The sequence below is a fragment of the Pseudomonas sp. EYE_354 genome, from assembly GCF_023148575.1.
GTDB lineage: Bacteria > Pseudomonadota > Gammaproteobacteria > Pseudomonadales > Pseudomonadaceae > Aquipseudomonas.
Map to the genome: position 1 here is coordinate 1 of NZ_JAHXNQ010000020.1, position 14,975 is coordinate 14,975.

Annotated in this window: 14 protein-coding genes and 4 pseudogenes; 9 read left to right on the forward strand and 9 right to left on the reverse strand. The window is 62.3% G+C overall.

Annotated elements, in window-relative coordinates:
• Nucleotides 1-366: pseudogene (locus KZX66_RS23020) on the forward strand (L-arabinose ABC transporter permease AraH); the annotation flags it as partial.
• A gap of 54 nt (nt 367-420) precedes the next feature.
• On the opposite strand, the gene KZX66_RS23025 reads toward KZX66_RS23020, so the two are convergent.
• A complete protein-coding gene (locus KZX66_RS23025) occupies nt 421-1,569 on the reverse strand; it encodes an aldose epimerase family protein (protein WP_248083542.1) in 1,149 nt (382 codons plus the stop codon).
• A 136-nt stretch (nt 1,570-1,705) separates the two neighbouring features.
• Between KZX66_RS23025 and KZX66_RS23030 the strand changes: the two genes are divergently transcribed.
• Nucleotides 1,706-2,473: an SDR family oxidoreductase gene (locus tag KZX66_RS23030; RefSeq protein WP_248083543.1), complete on the forward strand. Its 768-nt coding sequence runs from the start codon at nt 1,706-1,708 to the stop codon at nt 2,471-2,473.
• A gap of 63 nt (nt 2,474-2,536) precedes the next feature.
• Here KZX66_RS23030 and KZX66_RS23035 read toward each other — a convergent pair whose 3' ends face one another.
• Nucleotides 2,537-3,139 carry a glutathione S-transferase family protein gene (locus KZX66_RS23035; RefSeq protein ID WP_248083544.1) on the reverse strand — a complete coding sequence of 201 codons (603 nt, stop codon included), beginning with the start codon at nt 3,137-3,139 and terminating at the stop codon, nt 2,537-2,539.
• An 80-nt stretch (nt 3,140-3,219) separates the two neighbouring features.
• The gene (locus KZX66_RS23040) at nt 3,220-4,221 is read right to left on the reverse strand and encodes an AraC family transcriptional regulator (protein WP_248083545.1); all 1,002 of its coding nucleotides are present in this window, start codon (nt 4,219-4,221) and stop codon (nt 3,220-3,222) included.
• A gap of 61 nt (nt 4,222-4,282) precedes the next feature.
• Here KZX66_RS23040 and KZX66_RS23045 point away from each other — a divergent pair, with 61 nt between their 5' ends.
• Both KZX66_RS23045 and yghU read left to right on the forward strand, forming a co-directional pair.
• The gene (locus KZX66_RS23045) at nt 4,283-5,518 is read left to right on the forward strand and encodes an MFS transporter (RefSeq protein WP_248083546.1); all 1,236 of its coding nucleotides are present in this window, start codon (nt 4,283-4,285) and stop codon (nt 5,516-5,518) included.
• Nucleotides 5,519-5,562: 44 nt separating this feature from the next.
• Complete coding sequence (gene yghU / locus KZX66_RS23050; RefSeq protein WP_248083547.1) at nt 5,563-6,396, forward strand: glutathione-dependent disulfide-bond oxidoreductase; 834 nt, start codon at nt 5,563-5,565, stop codon at nt 6,394-6,396.
• Nucleotides 6,397-6,465: 69 nt separating this feature from the next.
• On the opposite strand, the gene KZX66_RS23055 is transcribed toward yghU, so the two are convergent.
• Nucleotides 6,466-7,341 (reverse strand): undecaprenyl-diphosphate phosphatase, encoded by an 876-nt coding sequence (locus KZX66_RS23055; RefSeq protein ID WP_248083548.1) that lies wholly within the window; start codon nt 7,339-7,341, stop codon nt 6,466-6,468.
• A gap of 139 nt (nt 7,342-7,480) precedes the next feature.
• Between KZX66_RS23055 and KZX66_RS23060 the strand changes: the two are divergent.
• Nucleotides 7,481-8,025 (forward strand): annotated as a pseudogene (locus tag KZX66_RS23060) (GNAT family N-acetyltransferase).
• Here KZX66_RS23060 and KZX66_RS23065 read toward each other — a convergent pair.
• The gene (locus tag KZX66_RS23065) at nt 8,003-8,947 is read right to left on the reverse strand and encodes a GlxA family transcriptional regulator (protein WP_248083550.1); all 945 of its coding nucleotides are present in this window, start codon (nt 8,945-8,947) and stop codon (nt 8,003-8,005) included. The pseudogene KZX66_RS23060 and the gene KZX66_RS23065 sit on opposite strands and share 23 nt — an antisense overlap.
• 173 nt (nt 8,948-9,120) lie before the next feature.
• On the opposite strand from KZX66_RS23065, the pseudogene KZX66_RS23070 reads away from it, so the two are divergent.
• From KZX66_RS23070 to KZX66_RS23080, 3 genes and pseudogenes are all read left to right on the forward strand, one after another.
• Nucleotides 9,121-9,748: pseudogene (locus KZX66_RS23070) on the forward strand (TetR/AcrR family transcriptional regulator).
• Nucleotides 9,745-10,422: a type 1 glutamine amidotransferase domain-containing protein gene (locus tag KZX66_RS23075; RefSeq protein WP_248083551.1), complete on the forward strand. Its 678-nt coding sequence runs from the start codon at nt 9,745-9,747 to the stop codon at nt 10,420-10,422. Before KZX66_RS23070 ends, KZX66_RS23075 begins: the two are co-directional and overlap by 4 nt.
• A gap of 77 nt (nt 10,423-10,499) precedes the next feature.
• Nucleotides 10,500-11,624: an alkene reductase gene (locus tag KZX66_RS23080; RefSeq protein WP_248083552.1), complete on the forward strand. Its 1,125-nt coding sequence runs from the start codon at nt 10,500-10,502 to the stop codon at nt 11,622-11,624.
• Nucleotides 11,625-11,811: 187 nt separating this feature from the next.
• Here the strand turns inward: KZX66_RS23080 and KZX66_RS23085 are convergent, their stop codons facing one another.
• Nucleotides 11,812-12,810, reverse strand: coding sequence for an NAD(P)H-quinone oxidoreductase (locus KZX66_RS23085; protein ID WP_248083553.1), 999 nt, complete (start codon nt 12,808-12,810; stop codon nt 11,812-11,814).
• Nucleotides 12,807-13,064 (reverse strand): annotated as a pseudogene (locus KZX66_RS23090) (MFS transporter); the annotation flags it as partial. The gene KZX66_RS23085 and the pseudogene KZX66_RS23090, both read right to left, overlap by 4 nt.
• A 145-nt stretch (nt 13,065-13,209) precedes the next feature.
• Here KZX66_RS23090 and KZX66_RS23095 point away from each other — a divergent pair.
• Nucleotides 13,210-13,596, forward strand: a complete 387-nt coding sequence (locus KZX66_RS23095; RefSeq protein WP_248083555.1) for a DoxX family protein — start codon at nt 13,210-13,212, stop codon at nt 13,594-13,596.
• A gap of 55 nt (nt 13,597-13,651) precedes the next feature.
• Here KZX66_RS23095 and KZX66_RS23100 read toward each other — a convergent pair whose 3' ends face one another.
• Both KZX66_RS23100 and KZX66_RS23105 read right to left on the reverse strand, forming a co-directional pair.
• A complete protein-coding gene (locus tag KZX66_RS23100) occupies nt 13,652-14,470 on the reverse strand; it encodes an alpha/beta hydrolase (protein WP_248083556.1) in 819 nt (272 codons plus the stop codon).
• Nucleotides 14,471-14,563: 93 nt separating this feature from the next.
• Nucleotides 14,564-14,875 carry a hypothetical protein gene (locus KZX66_RS23105; RefSeq protein WP_248083557.1) on the reverse strand — a complete coding sequence of 104 codons (312 nt, stop codon included), beginning with the start codon at nt 14,873-14,875 and terminating at the stop codon, nt 14,564-14,566.
• Nucleotides 14,876-14,975 lie beyond the last annotated feature (100 nt).

The following is a 14,975-nucleotide window of genomic DNA, read 5'->3' on the forward strand; positions in this document are numbered from 1 at the left end:
ATCGGCGGCAACCCGGAAGCGGCGCTGCTGGCAGGTGTAAACGTGGATCGCACCAAGATCCTGATCTTCGCCGTGCACGGCTTGATCGGCGCACTGGCTGGGGTGATCCTTGCCTCGCGCATGACCTCGGGCCAGCCGATGATCGGCCAGGGCTTCGAGCTGACGGTGATCTCGGCGTGCGTACTGGGTGGGGTGTCGTTGAGCGGCGGGATCGGCATGATCCGCCATGTGATTGCCGGGGTGCTGATTCTGGCGATCATCGAGAATGCGATGAACCTGAAGAACATCGACACGTTTTACCAATACGTGATCCGCGGCTCGATCCTGCTGCTGGCGGTGGTCATCGACCGTATGAAGCAACGCTGATCAAAAGCCCTGTGAGGGTCAACGGTGGGAGGGAGCAAGCCCCCTCCCACCGTTTTACTCGGCGCTGAACTTGAAGACGGTGTTCTGCGTGTAGGTCTGCCCTGGGTTCAAACGAGTTGATGCAAAGCTGGGCTGGTTAGGCGCATCCGGATAGTGCTGGGTCTCCAGCGTAAACCCACTCCAGTGCAGGTAAGTCTTGCCTGCTTTGCCCTTCACCGAACCATCGAGGAAGTTGCTGGTATAGAACTGCACCCCCGGTTCGCTGGTGTAGAGCTGCAAGCGCCGGCCAGACTCCGGGTCATGCACTTCGGCGGCCAGCTTTTTCACGTCGCCCTTGGTGTCCAGCGCCCAGTTGAAGTCAAACCCGCCTTGCTTCGGTTCGGCGAATTTGAGCTGCGGATGATCGTCCTTGATGTGCTGGCCGATCGGCGTGGGCTTGAGGAAGTCCATCGGCGTGCCCTTGACTGGGGCGAGTTCGCCGGTAGGAATCAGCGTCGCATTGACCGGCGTGTAGTGGCTGGCATGCAAAGTGGCGACCTGTTTTAGGATGTCGCCATTGCCCGCGCCGGCCAGGTTGAAGTAGCTGTGGTTGGTCAGGTTGAGCACCGTGGGTTTGTCGGTGGTGGCCTTGTAGTCGATGTGCAGTTCGTTCTTGTCGTTGAGGCTGTAGGTGACCTCGGTTTTCAAGTTGCCGGGGAAGCCCATCTCACCGTCCTTGGACAGGTAGGTGAGGGTGACCCCAACCGAGTCCTTGCCCTTGACCGGCTCGGCTTTCCATACATGCTTGTCGAAGCCCTGCGCGCCGCCATGCAATGCGTTGGGGCCGTCGTTGAGCGGCACCTGGAAGCGTTTGCCGTCGAGCTCAAAGGCGCCGCCAGCCAGGCGATTGCCGAAGCGCCCGATGGTCGCGCCGAAAAACGCCGTACCGGCCTGGTAGCCCTGCACATCGTCAAAGCCAAGCACCACGTCCTCGACCTTGCCGTGTTTGTCCGGCACTTTGAGCGACTGCAAGACACCGCCGTAGGTGATGACCGTGGCTTGCATGCCATGGCTGTTGCGCAGGATGTACTGTTCGACGGCGGTGCCGTCATTGGTTTTACCGAAAGCTTTGTGCTCGCTGGTGAGCCCCGCCGCCTGGGCGCCGCCGCTGGCGACCAGCATGGACATGGCGAGGCCCGAGAGCAGGTATCGAGGGTGCTTCATGGTCGAACTTCCTTTTGTTGTTTTGAGTGGAATAGTTCTACTAATAGCGATATTTTGTTGGTGTTACAGCGAATTTATAGCCTTTAAAGCCTATTTCGTAAAATAAAATAAGACTAATTGATCGAGGCACCGTTATATGAGTACTGCACAGGCTGTTTATCCCGACCTTGAAGGCAAGACCGTACTGATCTCCGGGGGCGCCTCGGGTATCGGCGAATTCATGGTGCGCGCCTTTGCCGCGCAAGGCGCCAAGGTGGCTTTTGTGGATCGTGCACAAAGCCAGGGTGAACGCTTGGCGGCGCTGTTGAGCTCCCAGGGGCATACGGTGGAGTTCGTGTGTTGCGACATTACCGACGAGATCGGCTTTCGGGCGGCAATCACGCGGTTTGAGCAGTCGCTGGGGCCGATTACGGTGCTGGTGAACAACGCCGCCAACGACGTACGCCATACCCTGGAAGAAATCGACTCGGAGATGTTCGACCGGTTGATCGCGGTCAACCTCAAACACGCGTTTTTCGCCGCCAAGGCAGTGGTGCCCATGATGAAAGGCGCCGGCGGCGGCTCGATCATCAACCTCGGTTCGGTCGGCTGGATGATGGCCTCCGCCGGTTACCCGGTGTACGCCGCCAGTAAGGCCGCTGCGCACGGTATGACCCGCGGCCTGGCACGGGAGCTGGGGCCTCACCATATCCGCGTCAATACGCTCGTGCCCGGTTGGGTGATGACCGAAAAACAACTGGCCATGTGGGTCGACGATGCGGCCAGGGACCTGATCGCCCGCAGCCAATGCATGCCCGGCAGCGTGATGCCGGAGCATATCGCCAACATGGCGTTGTTCCTGGCCTCGGATGCCTCGGCGATGTGTTCGGCGCAGAACTTTATCGTGGACGGTGGCTGGGTCTGAGTCGGTCTGCGCAGGCCCATGTGGGGCAGGGAAAATCCCTGCTCCCACACGTGAACAGCGACCTTATTCGATGGGGTATTTCTTGAAGGCCGGGTGCTGTTCCAGGCGTTCGGCGAGGCGTTGCAGGTGCGGGAAGTCGGCCGCCTTTACCACGGATGCCACCGTGAACTGGCTGAACGACCAGGCCACCGCTGCCGTCAGTGAGGCTTGGTTCAAGTCGGCGTCATCGCCACGGGCGAGCTGTTCATCGAGCCGCGAGAAGGCCGCCAGCAACTGGCCGGTGACGCGCTCGAGCCACGGTGCATGCAGTTTTTCGGCCGGGCGCAGGTTGTGCTCATAGACGATCTGCACGCTTTTCTCACAGGCCGCCAGGGCCAGTCCGAGCAGTTGCAGGTCGCGTGCGCGTGCGTTTAATGCCTGTGGCAACAGTTTTTTGTCGGCGGGGGCCAGGGCTTCCAGGTAATCGAGGATCAGGCTCGAATCCATCAGCACCGTGCCGTCATCCAGCACCAGTGTAGGGGCCTTGACCACCGGGTTGATCTGCGAAAACTCGGTGAAGGTGCGGAACACGGACAAGGGCTCATGCACAAAATCCACCCCGTACAAATCCAGGGAAATTGCCACGCGACGCACGTAAGGCGAGTCCAGCATGCCGATCAGTTTCATGAAGCCTCCATTGCTATCAGGGTGATGAGCTCAAGAGATTAAGGGCACTCGGGCGACCTGCGCAATTGCCGGGACGCCCGTTATGCCGGGGGCCTGAAGCCTTGGCGGCTGGCGCCCGGCGGTTGTCCGGTGATGCGTTTGTAGGCGCGACTGAAGGCTGCCTGAGAGGTATAGCCGAGGCGGTACGCCACCTCTTCGATGGGCAGGCGCTCCAGGGTCAGCCACTGGCTGGCCAGGCGCATGCGCAGTTCGGTCACATAACGCAGCGGCGCAACCCCCAGGGTGGCCTGGAAACGCTCTGCGAACACCGAGCGTGAGGTATGACAGTGCGCCGCCAGTTCGGCCACGCTCCAGTCGCGGCCCGGTTCCTGGTGCAGGGCGAGCAGGGCGCCCGCCAGCCGGGTATCGCGCAATGCGGCTGCCAGGCCTGACGCGTTGGCGCAGGCGCATTCGACCCAGCCTCGCACGATCATCGCCGCCACCACATCGGCCAGGCGCGCGAGGATGCCGGCATAACCGATGCGGGCGCTGGAGACTTCGCGCTCCATCACCGCCAGGATCGGCATCAAGCCGGGGTAACGCTGGCCCCCGGCGTCGATCAGCATCAAGGCCGGCATCAGGTTGCCGAGCCCCTGGATACTGTCGAGCTCGAACTCCATGCAGGCGCTGAACAGCAGGGTGCTGGGAGCATCACAGGGCGAGGCGTTCACGGCACACACGGTATCGCCCAGCGGTGCGGCCTCGAAGTGGGCGATGTCCTGCACGGGGGCGTCCGGTTGGGATAACAGCGCATGGGCGCCACCGTGGGCGATAAACACCGCATTACCGGCGGACAGCTCAAAGAGGCTGCCGTCGTGCAGGCGCAAGGTCGCGCAGCCGGCGGCCAGGAAATGGAAATACGCATGGCCAGGCTTGGCCGCGAAGCTGATGCCGAATATCGGCCCGGCCTGGATGCGCCGGTACTGCACACCGCGCAGGCGCATGCTGCGCAGCAGCTCGTTAATCAGCTCGGAGGACAGGGTGAACGCGCTGTGGGCTGTCATCGTCGGGGTTTCGGTCAAAAAATCAAGGTTTTGAATCATAGATCATCCTGGCGACGAAACCTAGACTGGCCGTCACGCTAATGCTTGAGGATGTCTTGTGATGAATGATTGTGTGTCCCATGCCCCTGTCGATGGCAGGGCAGAACCGACCGCGCCGGCCTGGATGGCGGTGTTTTCCCTGGCGATGGGCGTGTTCGGCCTGCTCACGGCGGAGTACCTGCCGGCCAGCCTGTTGACGCCGATGGCCCTGGACCTTGGCGTGTCGGAAGCGTTGGCCGGGCAAGCCGTAACGGTGACCGCGGTGGTGGCCTTGTTCGCCGGTTTGCTGGTGCCTGGCCTGACGCGCGGCATCGACCGGCGCCTTGTGTTGTTGGGGTTTTCCACGCTGATGATTGCGTCCAACCTGCTGGTGGCGTTCTCGTCCAGCCTCCTGGTGCTGTTGTTGATGCGCATCCTGCTGGGTATTGCCCTCGGCGGTTTCTGGAGCATGGCGGCGGCGGTTGCGATGCGCCTGGTACCGGCGGCGTCGCTGCCGCGTGCGCTGTCGATCATCTTCAGTGGCATTGCGGTGGGCACGGTCGTCGCGGTGCCATTGGGCAGCTACCTCGGCGGTCTGTACGGTTGGCGCAGTGCATTTGTTGCGGCCGCCGCTGTTGGCGGGGTGACCCTGGCGTTCCAGCTGTTGACGCTGCCGCGCCTGGCCCCCAGCGGTACTGCGCGCCTGCGCACCGTGCTGGATGTACTGCTGCGCCCCGGCATTGCCATCGGCATGTTCGGCTGCGTGCTGGTGCACACCGGGCACTTCGCGCTGTTTACCTACATTCGCCCGTTTCTGGAAAGCAGCACCGGGGTCGGTACCCAAGGGTTGGCGTTGATGCTGCTGGGGTTTGGCGCGGCGAATTTTGTCGGCACGCTGCTGGCCGGATGGTTGCTGGTGCGTAACCCCCGTGGAACCCTGGTGCTGATGCCGGCTTTGGTGGGCGTCGCCGCGTTGGCACTGGTGCTGCTGCCGGCATCGCTGCCGGGCCAGGCGTTGCTCCTGGCGCTGTGGGGCATGGCTTTCGGCGGGGTGCCGGTGGCATGGTCGAACTGGGTCGCCCGTGCGGTGCCGGATCAGGCGGAAAGTGCCGGGGGCATGGTGGTGGCTTCAGTGCAATCGGCAATTGCGGCGGGTGCCGCTGGCGGGGGCGCGATGTTCAGTGTCACTGGCATCGACGGTGTCTTTCTGGGCGCGGGTTGCTTGATGCTGTTGGCGGCAGTGTTGATCGCGCTGCGTGTGCAGGTGCCCCGCAATAGCGAGGCAGGGAGTGTGACGCACCACCCGTCTTTGGTTTAGTCTCGAGCGCTCAGTCGATCGCAAACGCCTCTGGAGCCATAAGCATGACCGATTACGTACCCCCGAAAGTCTGGACCTGGGACGCCGAAAGCGGCGGCACCTTCGCCAGCATCAACCGACCTATTGCCGGCGCCACCCACGATAAAGCGTTGCCGGTCGGCAAGCATCCGCTGCAGCTGTATTCCCTGGCCACGCCCAACGGGCAGAAGGTCACCATCCTGCTCGAAGAACTGCTGGCCCTGGGGCACAGCGGCGCGGAGTACGACGCCTGGCTGATCAAGATCGGCGACGGCGACCAGTTCGGCAGCGGCTTTGTCGAGGTCAACCCGAACTCCAAGATCCCGGCCCTCATGGACCACAGCGGCGCCACGCCGATTCGTGTGTTCGAGTCCGGCGCGATCCTGCAATACCTGGCCGAGAAGTTCGGCGCGTTCTTCCCCACCGAGCCTGCGGCCCGCGCCGAATGCCTGTCGTGGTTGTTCTGGCAGATGGGCAGCGCGCCTTACCTGGGCGGCGGTTTCGGGCACTTCTATGCGTATGCGCCGAGCAAGATGGAATACCCGATCAACCGATTTGCCATGGAGACCAAACGTCAGTTGGACGTGCTCGATAAGCGCCTGGCGGTGAGCGAGTACATCGCCGGGGATGAATACACCATCGCCGATATCGCCATCTGGCCGTGGTATGGCGGCCTGGTCAAAGGCCGTTTGTACGGCGCGGCGGAGTTTTTGTCGGTGCATGAGTACAAGCATGTGCAGCGCTGGGCGGAGGCGATTGACGCACGGCCGGCGGTGCAGCGTGGGCGGCGGGTGAATCGGGTGTCGGGCGAGCCTCATGAGCAGTTGGCTGAGCGGCATGACGCAAGTGATCTGGATTGACTGTCTGGCGCGGTCAACATGTGTGCTGGCTGTTGGGGGCCGCTGCGCGGCCATCCCTCATCCCAATCACTACCCAGGCAGCAAACCGCTGCTGACCGCCACGATCAGGAACACCCCCAACAGCGCACGATAGATCACGAACGGCCAGGTGGAGAATCGCTCCAGAAACTTCATCAGGCCCCAGATCGCAAAGAACGCCGAGATGCTCGCTACCACCAGGCCGAACAGCAGGTGCGGCCAGGCGTGGGCCGGCAGGTCGGTGCGCAGTAACACCCACAGCTCTTTCAAACCGGCCAGGGCGATGGCCGGCAGGCCCAGAAGGAAGGAAAAGCGCGCAGCCTCTTCGCGTTTGAAATTGAGGAACAACGCCGCGGTGAGGGTGGAGCCCGAGCGCGATACCCCGGGAATCAGCGCGCCAATCTGCGCAACGCCCACGATCAACGCATCACGCAGGCGCATTTGGCTCATTTCGCGGGTATGTCGTGCGCGCAGTTCGGCCGTTGCCAGCAATGCCGCCATGACCAGGCACGAGACGCCGATCACCATCAGGCCGCGCAACGGCGAGTTGCACGCGTTCAAGGTCGAGGACAGCGCGAGCCCGGCGATGCCGATGGGAATCGTCGCCAGCACGATTGCCACCGCCAGCTTGAACCAGCGGTCGTTATAGTCACCCCGGCGTACCGCGTCGATGCTGCCTGTGGTCACCTGGCGCACATCGCGCCAGAAATAACTGACCACCGCCGCCAGCGCGGCCAACTGCATGGCCGCCGAAAACGCCGAACCGGGGTCTTGCCAGCCGAGCAGGGCGGGCACCACGCGCATGTGCGCGGTCGAGGACACCGGTAACAGTTCGGTAATGCCCTGGATCACCCCCAGAATGAATATCTGCAGGTAGTTCAGGGACGCAAAGCCCACATCCAGGCCGGCGGAACAGACGTTCGTCAAAATACGTGTCCTTGAGAAAAGGGAGATGTGGCGGAGTTTATTCCAAATGTTTCAGCGCTTCGGAAGGCACCGACGGCTATTTGCAATCGGTTCAGCAAGTAGAAAGGTTTGCCACACGAGTGGACTCTTCTCGGGTTTTGTGAACAATGGCGCCCTGTGTTTTTGACCGAGAGCCCCATGCCTGAAACCACCGTGGAACTGATCCAGACCAGCCCCGAAGAGGCCGAGCTGATCCGCAATCTTTACCAGTACTACGCCTATGAGTCGTCGGACTGGGAGCAGGAAGATGTCGAAGCCGATGGCCGCTTCTACATCCATGACGAGCACCTGAACCGCTACTGGCAAGACCCGCGCTGGAGCGCCAACCTGTTGCTGGTCGATGGCTTTATCGCCGGCTTCCTGTTGATCGAGGACAGTGAAGTGCCGGGTATCGATGCGCTGGAACTGGCCGACCTGTTCATCCTCAAACGCTACCGCCGCAAAGGCATCGGCCGCGCCATCGCCACCCAGGTGCTGTGCAGCGGCGAGGCCAATTGGCTGGTGCGCTTTTATGACCAGGATGAGGTGTCCCAGGCGTTCTGGCGTACGGTGCTCGACAGCCTGCCGCGCCCGGTGCAAACGCTCGAGCTTGCGGATGAACCGCAGCTAGTGAGTTACCTGATTACCCGAGTGGCGCTGCATTAAACGCCTGCTGCATCGCCTGCGGCGGTTGCCCGAACGCCCGTAGAAACGCCTGACGCATGCGCTCGCGATCACCAAAACCGGTTTCGCGAGCCACCACTTCCACCGGGTGGCGGCTGGTTTCCATCAGCGCCCGTGCTGCCTCTACGCGCAGGGCTTCGATGGCCTTGGCCGGGGTTTGCCCGGTTTCTTCGCGAAACACCCGGCTGAACTGGCGCGGGCTCAGCCGGGCGACGTCGGCCAGGGCTTCCACGGACAGGTCGTGGGTGAGGTTCTCGCGTGCATAGGCCAGGGCCAATTGCACGCGGTCGGACTTGGGGTCCAGCTCCAGCAAGGCCGACAACTGCGACTGCTCGCTGCCCCGGCGCTGGGCGATCACCAGTTTGCGCGCGATGCGCCGGGCCAGGTCGCTGCCCAGGTCGTTCTCCACCATGGCCAGCGCCAGGTCCACACCGGCACTCATGCCGGCGCCCGTCCACACCTGGCCGTCCACCACGAACAGCTTGTCTTCTTCCAGGTGGATATCCGGGTAGCGCTTGCGAAACGCCGGGGCGTGAATCCAATGGGTGGTGGTGCGTTTGCCCTCCAGCAACCCGGCTTCGGCCAGCACAAAGATGCCCATGCACAACGAGGCGACCCGCCGCGATTGCGCCGAGGCGGCCTTGACCAGTTCCAGCAGGTTGGCCTCCGGCAGGCGAAACTCCAGGTAGCCGCTGACGATCAGCGTGTCATACCCCTCGGGGCGAACGGCTGAGGTATTCACCGAAAACCCCTGGGAGGTCATCACCGCGCCGCCGCTTTCCGACACCAGATGGAACTCATACGCCGGCTCGCCGCGCAGCAGGTTCGCGCACTCGAACACCGAGCCCAGGCTGAGGCTCAGGGATTGGAAGTTCGGGTAAACCATCAGCGCAACGCTGTGCATCGTTATTCTCCAAGGGGGGGGCGAGGGGGGGATTGTCGGCGCGCTCCGGGTAAACGGCAACCTGCTTCGAGCCATGTCCGGAATCCTTGCGTATCTGACATTGTGGGTGTTTGGCCCGGCTCCTAACATGGCCCCACGAACTAGACGACTGGTCTAATCGGACGGGATAAACCATGAACAGCGAAACCAAAAGTGCGCGCCAGACCATTCTTGATACGGCGCAAGTGATTGTCGGCCGTAAAGGATTCTCTGCGGTGGGGTTGAACGAAATACTTCAAGCCGCCCAAGTGCCTAAAGGTTCGTTCTATCACTACTTCAATTCCAAAGATGCGTTCGGCGTTGTGCTGCTCGACACCTACTTCGACAACTATGTGCACGGCATGCAGCAACTGTTCGATCAGCCTGGCTTGACCCACGGCGTGAAGTTGATGCGCTATTGGCAAGTCTGGACCGACACCCAGACCGGCTGCACCGACACTGGTAAATGCCTTGCCGTCAAACTCGGCGCCGAGGTGTCTGACCTTTCAGAGCCGATGCGTCTGGCCCTGCAGCGCGGCACGTCACGCACCATCGATTTACTGGCGATTGCCCTGCAACGCGGCGTCGAAGACGGTTCGCTCACGCTTGGGCAACCCCCGCAAAAGCTGGCCCGGCGCCTGTACGCGCTGTGGCTGGGGAGCAGCGTCATGAGCAAGATCAGCCGTACCGGCGCGCCGTTCGATGAGGCGTTGCTGCTGACCCGACAGCTTGTGGGTCACCCTGAACACACTGACATTCACTGATCGAGGCACTGGAAAATGAAAGTATTAATGGTACTGACCTCTCACGACCAGCTTGGCGATACCGGCCGCAAGACTGGCTTCTGGCTCGAAGAGTTCGCGGCACCCTATTACGCGTTCAAGGACGCCGGCGCCGACGTGGTGCTGGCATCCCCGGCCGGTGGCCAGCCACCACTGGACCCCAAAAGCGATGAGCCGGATGCGCAAACCGAGCAGACCCATCGCTTTGCCACCGATTCGGCTGCGCAGCAGGCGCTGGCCAACACCATCAAGCTCGATACCGTCAACGCTGACGACTTCGACACCGTGTTCTACCCTGGCGGCCACGGCCCGCTGTGGGACCTGGCCGAATCACCGGTGTCCATCGCCCTGATCGAAGCCTTTGAACGCGCCGGCAAGCCCATTGGTTTTGTCTGCCATGCACCGGGCGCGCTGCGTCACGTCAAGGCGGTCAATGGCGATCCGCTGATCAAGGGCCGCCGTGTGACGGGCTTCTCCAACGCCGAGGAAGAGGCCGTCGGCCTGACCCAGGTGGTGCCGTTCCTGATTGAAGATGAATTCAAGCAATTGGGTGGCAAATATGAGAAGGGCGCCGATTGGCAATCCTTCGTTATCGAAGATGGTTTATTGGTCACAGGCCAGAACCCTGGTAGTTCCAGTGATGTCGCCAAGGCTCTGTTGAAACTCACCGCTTAAGTTAACTAACCGCTGTATTAATTGGCGGCTCATAAGAGCCGCCAATGCTTTTGCTCGTCCTGAATTTGGAAGGTCCCATGACAAACAGCATTTTAAATACCCCGATCAAACTGGGTCACCACACCTTGAACAACCGTGTGGTATTGCCGCCGCTGACCCGCCAGCGCAGCGCCCAGCCCGGCGATATCGCCACCGATCTGATGGCTGAGTATTACCGTCAACGCGCGGGCGCCGGGTTCATGGTCAGCGAAGGCACGCAGATCGAGCCCCGTGGTCAGGGCTATGCATGGACGCCGGGGATCTACACCCCGGCGCAGATCAACGGCTGGCGCAAGGTTACCGCAGCCGTGCATACCGAGGGCGGAGTGATCTTTGCCCAGTTGTGGCACGTGGGGCGTGTTTCGCACAACGCCTTGCAGCCAGGCGGCGCCGCACCGGTGGCGCCTTCTGCATTGCCGGCGTTGCAGGCCAAGGCCTTTATCGAAACCGGGCCGGGCATGGGTGAGTTGATGCAGCCGCCGGTGCCGCGAGCCTTGGCTGCGCTGGAGATCGAGGAACTGGTCGGGCACTACGCACAAGCGGCGCGCAATGCGCTGGATGCCGGGTTTGACGGGGTGGAGATTCACTCGGCCAACGGTTACCTGGTCAACCAGTTCATCTCGGCGCATTCCAACACCCGTGACGATGAATACGGTGGTTCGTTGGACAACCGCCTGCGCTTTCTGCGCGAGATCGTCGAGGCCGTGTGCAAGGTTGTGGGGCCGGACCGCGTGGGCGTGCGTTTTTCACCGTTGTTCAGCGGCACCGATGAAGACCGCGTCTACATCGGTCTGGTGGAAGAAGACCCGCATCACACCTATATCGAAGCGATCAAAGTGCTCGAAGCGTCGGGCATCGCCTATGTCTCCATCGCCGAGGCCGACTGGGACAACGCTCCCGTACTGCCGGACAGTTTCCGTGAAGCCGTGCGCAGCACCTTCAGCGGCCGCATTATCTACGCCGGGCGCTACACCGCTGAACGCGGTGCGAAACTGGTGGAGGCGGGGCTGGCGGACTTGATCGCGTTCGGGCGGCCGTTCATTGCCAACCCGGATCTGCCGCAGCGGCTGTTCAACGGCTGGCCGTTGAATCCGCTGCGTGAAGAGGGGATGTATGGCGGCGGTGAAGCGGGGTACATCGACTACCCGACGTACGCCGAATAACAGGTGCCAGCGCTTCAGCGCTGTATGTCGTGAGCGGGCTTGCCCCGCGCCGGGCAGCGCAGCAGCCCGGATACCGGCGATCCAGTGCTGTCTGGACGCATGCGGTGTCTGTGTTGGGGCCGCTTCGCGCCCCAGCGCAGGCAAGCCTGCTCACCACAACTGCAACCACACACCGCAGACCAAGCGCTCACACCACCCGCAACACAATTTTGCCGATATGATCGCCACCTTCCATCCGTGTGTGGGCCTGGGCGGCGTCGGTGTAGTCGTACACTTTGTCGATGATCGGCATGCAGCGACCCGCTTCCAGCACCGGCCAGATGTATTCACGCAGTTGCTCGGCAATCGCGGCCTTTTCTTCCCCGGTGCGTGCGCGCAGCAGCGAGCCGGTGATCACCGCGCGTTTGCCGAGGATGGTCAACAGATCAACGTCATTCGCCTTGGCGCCACCGAGGAACCCCAGCATCACGAGATGCCCGTCCATGGCCAGGGCCTTGAGGTTATTGTTGAGGTAAGAGCCGCCCATGATGTCAAGGATCACATCCACGCCCTGGCCGTCGGTCTGTCGGGCGATGACCTCGGCAAAATCCTGCTCGCGGTAGTTGATCGGTTCCCCACCCAGGGCGGTAATGGCCGCGCATTTGTCGGCGCTGCCGGCGGTGGCGAAGGTCTGGATGCCAAATTCGCGGCACAGCATCAGTGCGGTGGTGCCGATGCCACTGGTACCACCATGGATCAGCACCCGCTGACCGGTGTGCGCATCGCCGAGGCCGAACAGGTTGGCCCAGACGGTGAAGAAGGTTTCCGGCACGGCCGCGGCCTGAATCCAGTCCATGCCTTCGGGGATCGGCAGGGCCTGGCCGGCAGGCACCGCGCAATACTGCGCGTAGCCGCCGCCGTTGGTGAGCGCGCACACCTTGTCACCCAGCTTGAACGTCGACACACCATCGCCCAAGGCCGCCACTTCACCGGCCACTTCCAGGCCAGGATACGGGCTCATGCCGGGTTTCATCGGGTACTTGCCGGCGCGCTGCAAAGCGTCGGGGCGGTTGACCCCGGCGGCGTGCACGCGAATCAGGATCTCGCCGGGACCGGCCACCGGGACGTCGACCTGGCGCGGTTGCAGCACCTGTGGATCGCCAGGGGTGGTGATTTCAATCAGGGTCATGTGTGCAGGGAGGGTCATTTGAGTTTACCTGTAGCGATGAGCGTATGGGTTGGGACCGCATCGGGCGGCCGTCGGTTCAGCAGGGTCGTGCCCGGTTCCAGCGCCAGCGCGACCACGATCGCCACGACGGTGATGACGAACAACACAGCATGCGGGCCGCCGCTGAGGTTGAACAGCGCTGAATAGGCAAAGCCTGCGATCGCCTGGAAGGTGGCAAACGAGAGGGGCGCGCGGCGCCAGGCTGCTTGTTGCTGATGAGGGTGGGGGATCATCCCGCGGGTACGGGCGGTGACCGAGGAGATCATCGCGGCGTATGCCGGCACTGGAGAGTAAAAAGTCAGCACAGGCTTGCAAGCGTGCCAGCCCCTGGGTGGACACAATCGAGGTCGATAACCTGTCAATCACCAGGAAGCGCCTATGAACGAATCAAAACACCAGGACCTTGGGCTGTTGTTCCTGCGAGTGAGTGGGGCGCTGTTCCTGCTGTGGGTGCATGGCGTGCCCAAGGTGCTCAACTACAGCGAACAGCTGACGCTGATCGAAGACCCGTTTCACGTGGGGGCCACTGTCACGTTGCTGCTGGCGATCTTTGCCGAGGTGGTGTGCCCCGTATTGATCGTGGTCGGTGTCTGGGTGCGGCTGGCGTGCCTGCCGATCCTGGCGGTGCTATTGATCGCCATGCTGGTGGTGCATCCGCAGTGGACGTTATTGGAAGGGCAGTTTGGCTGGTTGTTGCTGATCATCTTCACCAGCGTACTGATCGCCGGGCCGGGTCGACTTACCCTGGGGCAGCGTTTTACCTGAACAAAAAAGGCCGGGCGAGCCCGGCCAAAGTAAGGAGAGCGGTGTTTCAGGCGTTTCAGCGGTTCAGGAACGCCAGCAAGTCTTCATTCAAGGCCTGGGCGTGGGTCACGGCAAAACCGTGCGGCGCATCCTTGTACACCTTCAGTTCGGCGCCCTTGATCATCTGGGCCGCCACCTTGCCGGTGGTTTCGAACGGCACGATCTGATCGCCATCGCCATGGATCACCAGGGTCGGCACGTCGATACTGGCCATGTCCGGGCGGAAGTCGGTTTTGGAGAAAGCCGACACACAATCCACCGTCGACTTGAGCGAGGCCAGCATCGCGATCTGCAAGGTTTGGCTCAGGGTGCCGGCGGAGACCACCTGGCCTTTGTTAAGGCCGAAAAATGGCGTGTTGAAGTCCGAGATGAACTGCGCGCGGTCCTTGAGCAGGCCAGCCTCGATACCGACGAACACCTCGACCGGCACGCCCTGCGGGTAATCGGCGGTCTGGCCGAAGATCGGCGTCACCGCCCCCAGCAAGACCAGGCCGGCCACCCGTGCGCTGCCGTGGCGGGCGATGTAGCGCGTCACATCGCCGCCGCCCATGGAGAAGCCCACCAGGGTCACGTCCTCAAGGTCCAGGTGTTCGATCAACTGGGCAATGTCATCGGCGAAGGTGTTGTAGTCGTTGCCGGTCCACGGCTGGTCCGAGCGGCCGAAGCCTCGGCGGTCGAAGGCGATGGTGCGGTAGCCTCGACTGCTCAGGTATTCCATCTGGTATTCCCACATGTCGGCATCCAGCGGCCAGCCGTGGCTGAACAGCACGGGTTTACCGCTGCCCCAGTCCTTGTAGTAGATCTGGGTACCGTCTTTGGCAACGAAAGTGCTCATGCAAAAACTCCTGGTTGAGGGGGCGAGAAGACGCAGTTCACTATCGCGCCAACAGGGACGGCGGGCTTGTACGGGTGTGCTAGGTTGGACGGTTCAGGGGCGTTGTGGCTTGACCGACGTGCCGAACGTATTGCCCATGCGCACGCTCGTCGCTGCCGGCGTGGATAAACCCACCGCGTTCGGCGCTCGTTTTTCCACGGACAGGTTCTGCGCCTCGCGGTTTTTCTTGGCGGCCTTGGCTGCATTCGTGTCATTGCCCAGCTGCCTGCCCAGGCAGCCATAGTCGGGCGCCTTGTACCCATCCACTGAAACCTCGGTGCAACTACCGGGCGCGTTTTCGGCGTGGGCGAGCGCAGGCAGGGCGGCGCACAGCAACAGGCTGGCGAGGGTGGTGAGCAGCTTCATCATGGCCTCCTGGCGGGCCCGAGGGAGTGGGCCGGTTAGGCTTGAAAGTGTAGAGCAGCGGGTCTCTCGTCACCGTGATGTTTTTTTTGCTGGCGCCGTA